General features: G+C 69.4%; 11 protein-coding genes. 5 read left to right on the top strand and 6 right to left on the bottom strand.

Features of this window, described 5'->3' with window-relative positions; all coding sequences use genetic code 11:
* Window positions 1-6: 6 nt before the first annotated feature.
* From FN976_RS26275 to FN976_RS26265, 3 genes are all read right to left on the bottom strand, one after another.
* Window positions 7-756, bottom strand: a complete 750-nt coding sequence (locus FN976_RS26275; protein ID WP_145896578.1) for a DUF1365 domain-containing protein — start codon at window positions 754-756, stop codon at window positions 7-9.
* Entirely contained in the window at window positions 753-2,069 is a 1,317-nt protein-coding gene (locus FN976_RS26270) for an NAD(P)/FAD-dependent oxidoreductase (RefSeq protein ID WP_145896576.1), read from the bottom strand. Before FN976_RS26270 ends, FN976_RS26275 begins: the two co-directional genes overlap by 4 nt.
* A gap of 281 nt (window positions 2,070-2,350) precedes the next feature.
* Window positions 2,351-2,869, bottom strand: a complete 519-nt coding sequence (locus tag FN976_RS26265) for a glutathione peroxidase (protein ID WP_255440861.1) — start codon at window positions 2,867-2,869, stop codon at window positions 2,351-2,353.
* A gap of 156 nt (window positions 2,870-3,025) precedes the next feature.
* On the opposite strand from FN976_RS26265, the gene FN976_RS26260 reads away from it, so the two are divergent.
* Genes FN976_RS26260 through FN976_RS26240 form a run of 5 tightly spaced genes read left to right on the top strand, consistent with a single transcriptional unit; the run spans window position 3,026 to window position 6,753 of the window.
* A complete protein-coding gene (locus tag FN976_RS26260) occupies window positions 3,026-3,961 on the top strand; it encodes a MerR family transcriptional regulator (protein WP_255440860.1) in 936 nt (311 codons plus the stop codon).
* 33 nt (window positions 3,962-3,994) lie between these two features.
* Complete coding sequence (locus FN976_RS26255; RefSeq protein ID WP_145896570.1) at window positions 3,995-4,864, top strand: ferritin family protein; 870 nt, start codon at window positions 3,995-3,997, stop codon at window positions 4,862-4,864.
* 7 nt (window positions 4,865-4,871) lie between these two features.
* A complete protein-coding gene (gene rfaE2, locus FN976_RS26250; protein ID WP_145896568.1) occupies window positions 4,872-5,375 on the top strand; it encodes a D-glycero-beta-D-manno-heptose 1-phosphate adenylyltransferase in 504 nt (167 codons plus the stop codon).
* Between the two features lie 3 nt (window positions 5,376-5,378).
* On the top strand, window positions 5,379-6,035 hold the full coding sequence (locus tag FN976_RS26245) for a cyclic nucleotide-binding domain-containing protein (RefSeq protein WP_145896566.1): 657 nt from the start codon (window positions 5,379-5,381) through the stop codon (window positions 6,033-6,035).
* A gap of 52 nt (window positions 6,036-6,087) precedes the next feature.
* On the top strand, window positions 6,088-6,753 hold the full coding sequence (locus tag FN976_RS26240) for a cyclic nucleotide-binding domain-containing protein (protein ID WP_145896564.1): 666 nt from the start codon (window positions 6,088-6,090) through the stop codon (window positions 6,751-6,753).
* A gap of 10 nt (window positions 6,754-6,763) precedes the next feature.
* Here FN976_RS26240 and FN976_RS26235 read toward each other — a convergent pair whose 3' ends face one another.
* From FN976_RS26235 to FN976_RS26225, 3 genes are read right to left on the bottom strand one after another with little or no spacing between them, the layout of a single operon-like run.
* Entirely contained in the window at window positions 6,764-9,877 is a 3,114-nt protein-coding gene (locus FN976_RS26235) for an efflux RND transporter permease subunit (protein ID WP_145896693.1), read from the bottom strand.
* A gap of 9 nt (window positions 9,878-9,886) precedes the next feature.
* Window positions 9,887-11,089 carry an efflux RND transporter periplasmic adaptor subunit gene (locus FN976_RS26230; RefSeq protein WP_145896561.1) on the bottom strand — a complete coding sequence of 401 codons (1,203 nt, stop codon included), beginning with the start codon at window positions 11,087-11,089 and terminating at the stop codon, window positions 9,887-9,889.
* Window positions 11,090-11,138: 49 nt separating this feature from the next.
* Window positions 11,139-12,563, bottom strand: a complete 1,425-nt coding sequence (locus FN976_RS26225) for an efflux transporter outer membrane subunit (RefSeq protein WP_145896559.1) — start codon at window positions 12,561-12,563, stop codon at window positions 11,139-11,141.
* Between the last annotated feature and the right edge of the window lie 473 nt (window positions 12,564-13,036).

Genomic DNA, 13,036 nt, shown 5'->3' with positions numbered 1-13,036 from the left:
CCGTCGTCACCTTGTCAAGAATGCCTGGGGCGGGCTGGGCTTGCGGATGAACTGCACCCGCTTGACCCACAGCTTCAGCGCCTGCCAATGGATGCGCGCGACCACGCCCAGCGTCAGCAAGGGATGGCGCCACAGCGCTGCACGCAGCGCGGCGGCCGTGGCCGGCGCCAGCGTGCCGCTCACGCTGGTCTGCAACAGCGCGCCGGCGCCGTCGTCGTAGTCGATGCGGGCCACCGTGCGGGCGCGGTCGGGGGCCAGCAGGAAGCGAAAGCGGTAGTGCCCGCGCACCTCGCAGAACGGGGACACGTGGAAGACCTTGCGCGCTTCGAGTTCACGGCCCCAGGCCGGCGCGTCGAGCAGGTAGCAGTGGCGCTCCCCGAAGGTGTTGTTCACTTCGACCACGATGGCGCGCAGCGACCCGTCGCCGCGATGGCAATACCAGAAGCTCACCGGCTTGAACGTGTGCCCGAGCACGCGCGGATAGCAATGGAGCCAGGCTTCGCCGTCGGCGTCGCTGATGCCGGCCCCGCGCAAGGTGTCGTCCAGCCAGGCCAAGGCGTCGGGTCGCCCGTCGCCGTGGTCGCGGTCGTGGAAGCTCAGGAGGGCCGGGCGGTTGCGGGCGAGCGCGCCGCTGCCTCCGGTGCGCATCTGCCGCATCGGCAGCAACAGGAAGAAGGTCGGGTAGGCGAAGGCATTGCGCGCGGGCCGCAGCCGCGTGTGGCGGACTTCGCCAGTGCCGACCTGCGGGCCGATCACGCGCGGAACTCCAGCGAGGCATTCTCGCGCTCGAGCGTGCTGCTCAAGAGCAGCGAGCGCGCCGCGGCGTAACCGGATTGCAGGCCGTCCTCGTGGAAGCCGTAGCCCGTCCAGGCGCCGCAGAACCAGGTGCGCCGCTTGCCCTGGATCGAAGGCAGCAGGTCTTGCGCGCGGATCGCGGCTTCGTCGAAGACCGGGTGCGCGTACTCGTATTCGCCCATCACGTACTTACGCTCGATCGCGCGTGCCGGATTCAGCGAGACGATGACCGGGCGCTGCCAGGGCAGCGGCTGCAGCCGGTTCAAGAGATAGTGCAGGCACACGCGGCTGGATCCGTCGCCCGCTGCGTGCTCGTAGTTCCAGGCGGCCCAGGCGCGCTTGCGCTGCGGCAGCACCCGCGTGTCGGTGTGCAGCACGGCCAGGTTCGACTGGTAGCGGATGGCGTGCAGGCATTCGCTTTCGCGCGTGTCGGCGTCTTTCAGCAGCGCGAGCGACTGGTCCGCATGCGTGGCCAGGATGACGTGGTCGAACTCCTCGCGGCCGCCGGCCGTCCGGATTTCAACGCCGGCCTCGCGGCGCCGCACGGAAAGCACCGGCGTGTCCAGGCGCTTGTCGGGCAGTTCCTCGACGATGCGATGCACGTAGTGGCGCGCACCGCCCGTGACCGTCCACCAGCGCGGCCGCCCCAGCACCTGCAACAGGCCGTGGTTGTGGCAGAAGCGGATCAGCGTGCTCACCGGAAAGCGCAGCATCTGGTCGGTGGGGCAGCTCCAGATGCAGCCGATCATGGGCAGCAGGTACCAGTCGCGGAATTCGGCCGAGAAGCCCTGGCCGTCCAGGAACTGACCGAGCGGCTGCATCAGATCGTCTTCGGCGTCCGCATCCGCGATGCGCGTGGCCAGCCGGTTGAAGCGCATCAATTCGCGCAACATGCCCCAGAAGGCGGGCCGCAGCAGGTTGCGCGGCTGGCTGAAGACGGAGGCCAGGTTGCTGCCGCTCCACTCGAGCGCGCCTTCCGGGAACGCGCCCGGCACCTGCACCGAGAACGACATGTCCGACGGCGCGGTGTCCACCCCCAGCTCATCGAACAACGCGATCAGGCCCGGGTAGGTGCGCTCGTTGAACACCAGGAAGCCCGTGTCCACGCCATGCGTGACGGGGCGGCCGGTGGCGTCCGGCAGGGTGAGATCGACGGTGTGGGTGTGGCCGCCGAAGTAATCGGCGGCTTCGAACAGCGTGACTTGCGCGTGGTCGCGCAGGCGATGCGCGGCGGCCAGGCCGGAGATGCCGGCACCGACGATGGCGACCTTCATGGCCGCCACCGTCCGCGAAGAGAAAAGTGCTGCGAAGCGCCCCGGTGCGAAGGAGGGAGGGAGGGAGGAGGAGAAGAGTCGCCTCGGGATTGCATCCGGGCTGGTTCAGCCTGGAAGACTTCGCAGCAGCAAAAACTGTGTCGTGGGTGTGTCCTGCCTCTTGCACGGTGGGACACCCGTCGAGCGCGCCGGGTTCCCTGGCCCGCGCAGGCGGGGAGGTAAATTTTTGTGAATCGCGCGCGGACGCGCGCCGTGGGCGGGCGGACTGGCATGCCGGGACCTCAACGCCGCGCGAGCTGCTGTTCGACCGCGCGCACGAACGCGGTGTCGTCCGGCGCCGTCATGCTGCCGTAGTTCGCGACGACAGTGCCGTCGCGCGCGATCAGGTACTTGTGGAAATTCCAGAGCGGTGCGCGGCCGCTGCGTTCCGCCAGCTGCTTGAAGAAGGGGTTGGCATCCGCGCCGCGGACCGCGGTCTTCGCGAACATCGGGAATTTCACGCCGAAGGTGTTCTCGCAGAAGTCCGCGATCTCCTTGTTGCTCTTGGATTCCTGCGCGAAGTCATTGGACGGGAAGCCCAGCACCACCAGACCGGCGCCCTTGTGGCGCGCGTGCAGGCGCTCCAGGCCCTCGTATTGGGGCGTGAACCCGCAGAAGCTCGCGGTGTTGACCACCACGAGGACGCGGCCGGCGTACTGGCACAGGTTCTGCGGTTTCTCGTCCTGCAGGCGCGCGAAGCTGTGCTGCAGGATGGCCGGGCAGGCCGGCTCCGCCGCCCGCACGGGCGCGGAGACCAGCATGGTCAAGCATGTGACCAGGACAAAATACGCGAATCTCGACATTTCGACGCCATAATGGCTCAGTTTGCCAGTTTTGTCCAGGACAAAATAATTCATGCTAGTCTTCTCCAACGGTCTCCAGACCCATACGCAGGCCGCGCGCTTTTGGACTCAGCCTTGAATTCCGCCTCTTCCGAGCCCGCTGGCGTCCCGATCGCCGCTGTCGAACGCGACACGGGCTTGTCCAAGGACACGCTGCGCATCTGGGAGCGCCGGTATGGCTTCCCGCAGCCGCTGCGCGGGCCGGTGGGCGAACGCGCCTACCCGGCCGACCAGGTGCTCCGCCTGCGGTTGATCAAGCGCCTGCTCGACGCCGGCCACCGCCCGGGACGGCTGATGGCACTGGACGAGGCGGCCCTCCAGGCGCTCGCGCAGGCTGAGGCGGCGCCGCGCGAAGGACAAGCCGCGTCCGCCACGGGATTGGGGCGCTTCGGCGAGCCGCTGGAGACCCACGACGGGCCGGCGTTGCGCCGCATGCTGCAGCAGGACCTGCTGGCCGGCGGCCTCGAAGCGTTCGTCACGCAGCGGATCGCCGACCTCAATGTCGCCGTCGGCGAAGCCTGGCAGGCCGGCCGGCTCACGGTCGCCCAGGAACACGTGTACACCGAATGCGTGCACCTGGTGCTGCGGCAGGCCCTCGGCCGCCTGCCCGACCCGGCCGCCGATGCGCCGCGGGTCCTGCTGGCGACACTTCCCCAGGAGCCCCACGGGCTGGGCCTGCTGATGGCGGAGGCCATGCTCAGCCTGCATGGCTGCCGCTGCGTGTCGCTGGGCACGCAGGTGCCGTTGGGCGACATCGTGACGGCGGCGCGCTCGACGAAAGCCGGCATCGTCGGCCTCAGTTTCACCGGCAGCTTCCGGCCGCAGCTGGCCGCGGCGGCGCTTGGTGAGCTGCGGTCGCGCCTGCCCGCCACGGTGGCCCTCTGGGCCGGCGGCAGCAGCCTGGCCTTGAAGCGGCGGCTGCCGCAGGGGGTGGACGCGGTGCACGCCGTCGCGGACATCCCCCGGCTCCTGGCGGGACGCGGGCACCCGTCCGACACCGGGGCGCCGTAAAATCGAGGCCAGAAGAAGCAGAAAGGCCCGCCCATGCTGTATCCCGAATTGTTCAAGCAGCTCGAGTCCGTCCGCTGGGACATGGACAAGGACATCCCATGGGACCGGTTCGACCGCACGCTGCTGTCGGACGAACAGGCCCAGACGGTCAAGATGAACGCCATCACCGAGTGGTCGGCCCTGCCGGCGACCGAGATGTTCCTGCGCGACAACAAGAACGACAGCGACTTCTCGGCCTTCATGTCGATCTGGTTCTTCGAGGAGCAGAAGCACTCCCTGGTGCTGATCGAGTACCTGCGCCGCTTCCGTCCCGAGCTGATGCCCACCGAACAGGAGCTGCACGAGGTCCGCTTCGAGTTCGAGCCGGCGCCCGCGCTCGAGACGCTGATGCTGCACTTCTGCGGCGAGATCCGCTTGAACCACTGGTACCGCCGCGCCGCCGAATGGCACAGCGAGCCGGTGATCAAGCACATCTACACGACCCTGTCGCAGGACGAGGCGCGGCACGGCGGCGCCTACCTGCGCTACATGAAGCGCGCCATCAACAACTTCGGCAACGAGGCCAAGGCGGCGTTCGCCAAGGTGGGCGTGCTGATGGCGAGCGCGCGCCGCACGGCGCAGGCCCTGCACCCGACCAACCTGCACGTGAACAAGGCGCTGTTCCCGCGCGACACCATCCAGTCGCGCCTGCCCAACCCGGAATGGCTGGAGCACTGGCTGGACCAGCAGATCAATTTCGACCAGGCCTGGGAGGGGAAGGTCGTCGAGCGCATCCTGCACAACATGAGCCTGCTGATGGACCGCAGCTTCAAGAGCGTCCAGGAACTCAATCGCTACCGCAAGGAACTGCAGGCCAGCCTGGTCCTGCCCGGCACCGGGGCGCCGAAGCCCGGCGCGGCCTGAAGCACGCGTGGGCGAACCCGCGTTCCTGGCCAAGATCGTCGCGCGCGACCAGGCGGCCGCGGCCGTGGCGGCGCTGCCGGGCCCGGTGGTTTTCACCAACGGTGTCTTCGACGTCCTGCACCGCGGCCACGTGACCTACCTCGCCGAGGCGCGCGCGCTCGGCGCCTCGCTCGTGGTGGCCCTGAACACCGACGCCTCGGCGCGCCGGCTCGGCAAGGGGCCGGACCGGCCGCTGAACGGCGAGGCCGAACGCGCCATCGTCATCGCGGCGCTGGAATCCGTGAACCTTGTCACCTGGTTCGACGAAGACACGCCGGTGGCGTTGCTCGCCGAACTGCGCCCGCAGGTGTACGTGAAGGGAGGGGATTACGATATGCGGATGCTCGAGGAAACGCGGGTCATCGAAGCGCAGGGCGGCCGCGCCCTGGCAATCCCGTTCGTCGAGGGCTATTCCACGACCGCGCTGGTGCAGCGCATCCGCCGTTTCGCCGACAAGGGCGACAAGGAGTAAGGCATGCTTGAACTCTTCACCTCCATCAACGCCACCTTCAAGCGCGAATGGAGCATCAACGACGTCGCCCGGCTGGTGCGCCGCCACGAGCGCTTCCGGATGCTCAGCGAAGCGGACGCCGTCGTGCTCGTGCAGCACATGCACCCGATGCGACTGGAAGCGGGCAAGGTGCTGTTTCGCGAAGGCCGCAGCGACGAGAGCCAGAACTTCATGGCGATCATCCTCGACGGGGAGGCCAAGGCCGAGACCGAGGGGCAGGGCCTGGGCGCGCCCGTGCAGCTGGGCATCCTGAAGGAAGGCGACCTGGTCGGCGAGCAGGGCATCATCCACGAAACACCACGCTCGGCCACAGTCACCGCGCGCACCGACCTGATGCTCGCGTCGATCGACTCCGCGCGCTTCGACAAGCTGGTCAAGGCCAAGCCGGCGCTCGGCTGCACCATCCTCATCTCGATGTTGCGCACCGTGACCACGCGGCTGTGGGAAGCCAACCAGCGCACGCACGTGTTGGAAGACAGCAACCGAAAGCTGAAGAAGGAGCTCGACCTGGAGATTTCATCGCGGCCCAAGGCGGTCTTCCTGGACGCCAAGCCGCTCGAGCTCACTTCCTCCTTCTTCGACCCCCCGCCGGAGCCGACGGAGCCGCCCCAAAAGCTCTAGGAAGCAAGGTAATCGGCATTGACGCCGCCCCGCCGGGTGGCGAACATCGGGCATGGCCCTCTTCTTCCGCAAAGCTGAACGCGAATGGAGCCACCGCGACGTGGCCTACCTGGTGCGTTCGCACGAACTCTTCGCGATGTTGAACCAGACCGAGGGCGTGGCCCTGGTCGAACACATGCGGCCGCAGAAGGTGAAAGCCGGGGCGGTGCTGTTCCACGAAGGCCAGAAGAACGCCAGCTTCATGGCGCTCATCCTCGAGGGCGAGGCCACCGTCGAAACCCAGGGCTCGGGCCACGGCGAGTCGATCATGCTGAAGGTGCTCGGCGAGGGCGACCTGATCGGCGAGCAGGGCATCCTCGACAACGGCGCGCGTTCGGCCACGGTCACGGCCGCCACCGACATGGGCCTGGCCACGCTGAGCCAGACGCAGTTCAACCGCCTCGCCAAGGAATCGCCGGCGCTGGGCTGCAAGATGCTGCTGTCGATCCTGCGCACGGTCAGCCAGCGGCTGCGCGACTCCAACAAGCGCATGCACATGCTGTCGCAGCTCAATCGCACGATGGGCGAAGAACTGGAGCAGGTCTCCACGCCCAACGTGAAGGACCGGGTCTACATCTCGGACATCGTGCCGCACTCGGCGCCCAAGCGCACCGGCGAAGCCCTCGAGCTGCCGGACAGCACGGTGCCGGCCGACAGCACGCGGTCCCGCCGGGCCTGAGCCGTCGCGCCTAGTCCGGCCGCGTCGCGGCGGCCGCGACCGCGGGCGGCGGCGCCTTGGGCTGGCGCCGCAACTTGCCCGCCATCCGCTGGATGAAGTGCTCCAGGTCGTCCAGGTACAGGAAGACCACCGGCACCACCAGCAGCGACAACAGCGTCGACGTCACCAACCCCCCGATCACCGCGATCGACATCGGCGAGCGGAAGCTCGGGTCGGCCGTGCCGAAGCCGATGGCGATGGGCAGCATGCCGGCCGCCATGGCGATGGTGGTCATGACGATGGGCCGCGCGCGCTTGTGGCAGGCATCCAGCAGCGCGTCGAAACGCGACATGCCCTGGTCACGCCGCGCGACGATCGCGTATTCCACCAGCAGGATCGAGTTCTTGGTCGCGATCCCCATCAGCATGATCAGGCCGATCAGTGACGGCATCGAGAAGCTCTTCTGCGCGATCAGCAGGCCCACGAAGGCACCGCCCAGCGACAGCGGCAGCGCGCTCAGGATGGTCACCGGGTGCAGGAAGTCCTTGAACAGCAGCACCAGCACGATGTAGATGCACAGGACGCCGGTGAGCATGGCCAGCCCGAAGCTGGCGAAGAGTTCGCCCATCACCTCGGCGTCGCCCACTTCCACCACCTTCACGCCCGGCGGCAGGTTCTTGATCGAAGGCAGTTGCTGCACCGCCGCCGCCACGTCGCCCAGCGGCAGGCCCGACAGCTCGATCTCGAAGTTGATGTTGCGCGAGCGGTCGTAACGGTCGATCACCGCCGGCCCGCCCGTGAGTTCCAGCGTGGCCACCTGGCCCAGCATCACCGGGCCGCGGGTGCCGGGGACGGCCAGGCGCTCCAGCACGCGCAAGTCCTTGCGGGCCTCCTCGTCCAGCTTCACGACGATGGGCACCTGGCGCTGCGAGAGGTTCAGCTTGGGCAGGTTGGTGTCGTAGTCGCCGGCCGTCGCGATGCGCAGGGTCTCGCCGATGGCCGCACTGGTCACGCCCAGGTCGGCGGCGCGTGCGAAGTCGGGCCGCACCGCGATCTCGGGGCGGATCAGGCTGGCGGTGGATGCCACCTGGCCCAGGCCGGGGATGGTGCGCAAGTCCTTCTCGACGGCGAGCGCCGCGGTCTGCAGCGCCTGCGGGTCCTCGCCGGTGAGCACCAGGATGTATTTCTCGCCCGAACCACCGAGGCCGACCTTGCTGCGCACGCCGGGCAGCGGCTCCAGCGCCGTGCGGATCTTGTTCTCGATGCCCTGCTTGCGCGGCCGGTCGCCACGATCCGTGAGCAGGACCGTCAGCGTGGCCTTGCGCGCCTCGGCCGCGCCGGAGGGCGCGAAGGGGTCGGTGCCGGCGCTGCCCGCGCCGATGGTGGTGTACACGCTCTTCACGTGCTCCACCTTCATCAGGGCCAGGCGGGCCTGTTCGGCGATGGCACGGGTCTGCGCCAGCGTGGAGCCGGGCGGCAGTTCCAGGTACACCTGGGTCTGCGAGTTGTCGTCCGGCGGGATGAAGCCCGTGGGCAGCAGCGGGATCAGCGCGACAGAGCCGAAGAAGAACAGCGTCGCCAGCACCATGGTCTTCACGCGGTGCTTCATGCTCCAGTTCACCATGCGCATGTAGACCTTCATCCAGCCGGCGTCCTCGTGCTTCTTGTCCACGATGGGCTTGAGCATGTAGGCGGCCATCATCGGCGTCAGCACGCGCGCGACCAGGAGCGAGGCCGCGACGGCGAGCGATGCCGTCCAGCCGAACTGCTTGAAGAACTTGCCGGCCACGCCGCTCATGAACGCGGTGGGCAGGAACACGGCGATCAGCGTGAACGTGGTGGCGATCACCGCCAGCCCGATCTCGTCGGCCGCCTCCATCGCCGCCTGGTAGGGCGTCTTGCCCATGCGCAGGTGACGCACGATGTTCTCCACCTCCACGATGGCGTCGTCCACCAGGATGCCCACCACCAGCGACAGCGCCAGCAGCGTGATCACGTTGACCGAGAACCCCAGCAGGTACATGCCGATGAAGGCGGGGATCACGGACATCGGCAGCGCGATGGCCGAGACGAACGTGGCACGCCAGTCGCGCAGGAACAGCCAGACGACCAGCACGGCGAGGATGGCGCCTTCGTACAGCAGGTGCAGCGAGCCGTCGTATTCCTCTTCCACCGGTGTCACGAAGTCGAAGGCCTGGGTGAGCTCGATGTCCGGGTGCGCCGCCTTCAGTTCCTCCAGCGCCTTGCGGACCGCGGCGCCCACGGCCACTTCGCTCTCGCCCTTGCTGCGGGCCACCTCGAAGCCGACCACCGGTTTGCCGTTGAGCAGCGCTGCGGCGCGCGGCTCGGCGATGGTGTCGCTGATCACCGCAACGTCGTCCAGCTTGATGCTGCGCCCCCCGGCAATCGCGATCTCGAGCAGCCCGATCTCGCGCGCGCTCTTCACAGTGGCGAGCGTGCGCACCGGCTGTTCTCCGCCGCCCACGTCGGTGCGGCCGCCCGCGCTCTCGGTCTGCACCAGGCGCAGCTGGCGCGAGATGTCGGCAGCGGTCGCGCCCAGGGCCTGCAGGCGGGCCGGATCGACCGCGACCCGGATCTCGCGGCTGACGCCGCCGACCCGGTTGACGGCGCCGACGCCGCGCACCGCCAGCAGCTTGCGGGAGATCTCGTTGTCGACGAACCAGGACAGCGCCTCCTCGTCCATGCGCTTCGACGCGACGGTGAAGGCCAGCACCGGCTGGCCGGCCAGCTCCAGCTTCGTGACGATGGGGTCGCGCAGGTCCGATGGCAGGTCCGCACGGACGCGTGCAACCGCGGAGCGCACGTCGTCCACGGCTTCCTGCGTCGGCTTCTCCAGCCGGAATTCCGCCGTGATGGTGACGACGCCGTCCTGCACCTTGGTGTAGATGTGCTTGAGCCCCTGGACCGTGGCGATGGAGTTCTCGAGCTTGCGCGCGACGTCGGTCTCCAGCTGCGCCGGCGCCGCGCCCGGCAGCGAGGCCGTCACGTTGATGGTGGGCAGGTCGATGTCGGGGAAGTTCTGCACCTTCATCAGGTTGAAGGAGATCAGGCCGCCGAAGGTGAGCAGCACGAACAGCATCACCGCCGGGATGGGGTTCTTGATCGACCAGGACGAGACGTTCATCATGGCGGGCTACTTCCGGGCGGAGGCGGGGGCCGAGGCAGCGGCCGATGCGGCGGGCGACGCCGGCGCGGAAGCGGACCCCGCAGGCGTCACCGTGCCTGCCGCCGGTGCGCCGGCCGCGACGACGCGCACCAGGTCGCCGTCGTTCAGGAAGCCGCCGCCGCTGGCCACCAGCCGCATGTCGGCTGTCAGGCCGGACTGGACCTCGACGCGGTCGCCGGCAATGCGGCCGGTCTGGATCTTCACCTGGCTCACCCGGTTGTCCGGATTCACGCGGAACACGTAGTTGAAGCCTTCGCGCACCACCACCGATTGCTGCGGGATGGTCAGGGCCGGCTGCGCGCCCAGGTCGAATTCGCCGCGGGCGAACATGCCGGCGCGTGCGCTGCCGGACGCGCCACCGGGCAACGGGCTGACGTCCACGTAAACCAGCGCGGTGCGGTTCTGCGCATCCACCGTGGGGCCGATCGTGCGCACGCGCCCGGCCAGGCGCGCACCGCTGGCGGCGGTGACGATGGCCGTGGTGCCGGTGGTGATGCGGCCCAGTTCCGCCGACGTGACCTCGGCGCGCCATTCGAGCCGGCCCTTGCGGATCAGGCGGAACAGTTCGGTGCCGTTGCCGACCACGGCGCCCACGGTGGCCGTGCGGGCCGAGATCACGCCGTCGTCGGGCGCGCGCACGGCGCTCTGGTTCAGGCGGACCTGCTGCGCGTTCAGCAGCGCGCGCGCCGCCTCCACGCGGGCCTGCGCCGTCTTTTCGGCGGTGAGGTACTGGTTGATCTGCGAAGCGCTCATCGCGCCGGTGGTCTGCAAGGTGCGCGCGCGGGCCGCGTTGTTGGCGGCCTCCGCGGCGTTCGCTTCGGCTTCCGCCAGGCTCGCCTGGGCCTGCGCACTTTCGGCGCGCAGCGTGTCGGTGGCGAAGCGCGCCAGCACCTGGCCCTGCTGCACGCGATCGCCCACGTTCACCAGCACCTCGGCCAGGCGCAGGCCGGCGGTCTCGGCGCCCACGCTGGCCTCCTGCCAGGCGGCCAGGTTGCCGTTGGCGGCCAGCGTCACCGGCAGCATGCTTTGCTGCGGCGTGGTGAGCGACACCGTGAGCGCGGGCTTGGCCGTGGCGGCCTTCTTTTCCTCGGGGGCCTTGTCGCCACAACCGGCCAGCAGCAAGGCCAGGACGGCGAGGGACAGGCGGGCGGCATGGGTCACGTTTCTCATCCTCATTCTTCTTGTTGGGTGCATTGGCTTGGCGCGCGCGGGCGCGGGGTCAGCGTGGCGCCGCCGCGATGGCTTCGGGACGCGCCCAGCCGCCGCCCACGGCACGGTACAGCGCGATCCAGGCGGCGATGCGCTCACGCTGCAGGTTCACCAGCGCCAACTCGGCGGCGAGCGCGACCCGGCGCTGGTCTTCCATCTCGATCAGGCTGCCCAGGCCGCTGCGGTAGCGCGCCTCGCTGGCGCTGAACGAGGCGCGGTAGCCTTCGACGGCGGTGCGCGCATCCTGGCTGCGGTCGCGCGCGCTTTCCAGCACCACCAGCGCCTCCTCGACTTCACGCACGGCCTGGCGGACGCGCGCGGTGTAGAGCGCCACCGCCTCCTCGTAGCGGGCCGTGGCGGCGTCTTCATTCGCCGCGCGCCGGCCGCCGTCGAAGATCGGCATGGTCATGGCCAGCGGGCCGATCGACCAGGTCTCCATGCTGTTGGTGCTGCCGCCAGCACGGAGGGCCAGCCGGCCCACCTGGCCGGAGAGCGTGAGGCGCGGCAGCCGGTCCGCGCGCGCCGTGCCGACGTCGGCACTGGCCGCGGCCACCTCCCGCTCGGACTGGTACACGTCCGGCCGTTGCACCAGCAGCTGCGCCGGCAGGGGTGCCAGTGCGACCAGCGCGAACTCGGTCGGCTCCGCCCAGGCCACGTCCAGCTTCTGCCGCAGCTGCGGCTCCGGCAGTCCGCTGAGCGCGACCAGCCCCTTGATCTCGATCTCGCATTGCGCGCGCTGTTGGGTGACGCGCGCCGACGCCTCGGCGGCGCTCGCCCGGGCCAGTGCCGAGACGGCCGGCGCGGTGAAGCCGGCCTCGGCGCTCAAGGCCGTCAGCCGCGCGGTCTCGGCACGCGACCGCGCGTCGTTGGTCACCACGCCGAGCTGGCGCTCGCAGGTGCGCAGGTTGAGATAGCTGTTGGCGGTTTCCGCCGCGACGGCGACGCGCGCCGCGTGCCAGCCGGCGCGTTCGCTGTCCAGCCGGGCCTGTGCGGCGTCTGCCGCCGCACGGTTGCCGCCGAACAGGTCGATTTCCCAGGCGGTCTGCAGGCCGCCCTGCAAGGTGGTCGCCAGCGGCGCGCCGGCTTGGGCGTTGCCCCGCGTCGCCGCCGCGGTGGCGTCCAACGTGGGCAGCAGCGCGGCGCCCGCCGCGACGCGCGAGGCGCGCGCCTGGGCGATGCGCGAGCCGGCGCTGGCGACGGTCGGGCTCACCGTCTGCGCGGCTTCGATCAGGTCGATCAGCAAGGGGTCGTTGAACTGCTGCCACCACTGCTTCAGGTCGGTCAGCGTGCCGCCGTGCGGCAGCGGCGCGTACCACTGGGGCGGGGCCGTGGCGGCCACCGATTCGGGCGGCCGGGCGACGGCGGCGCAACCGGCCAGCCAGAGCGTGGCGGCGGCCGCCGCCGAGAGGGCGAACAGGCGCGAACGAGTCGTCATGGATTCCTTCCCGGGTTGGGCACGTTGCGCGGTCGCCGGCCCTGGCCTTCTGGGACGGGTCCGCGGCGCGCAACCCGCAAGCCTACCACCGGGTTCGGCCGGATTCTGGGCGATGGTTACCGACAGAAACCAGTACGGGACGTGTGTATGCCTGTACGTCATGTCATCCCGGGCTCGACCCGGGATCCATCGTTGCCTTGCACCACGCCGCCTTTCCCGCTCCACCTCCCGTACCCTCCTTCGCCCCCTCCCCCACCCGCCCCCGGCTCATGCTGTGGCGGCTTGCGCTCCGCCTTCGGCTCGCTCCAGCTTCGCTGCGATGTACGGCCTGGGGCCGGTCCGGCAGAACTTATATGGACGCCTCCCGTGTGGCAAGCGGGTATTGGAAGTTTTGACTTGGCGGGTTCATTGCGGACTTATATCCGGCCTGTGCTCTTGCAGACCTGGGGTCTGCGGCTGGCCCTGATGGTCAT

Source organism: Caenimonas sedimenti, from assembly GCF_007833165.1.
Taxonomy (GTDB): Bacteria; Pseudomonadota; Gammaproteobacteria; order Burkholderiales; family Burkholderiaceae_C; genus Ramlibacter; species Ramlibacter sedimenti.
The sequence above is the reverse complement of the archived record's forward strand: the minus strand, read 5'-3'. Positions and strand labels throughout refer to the sequence as shown.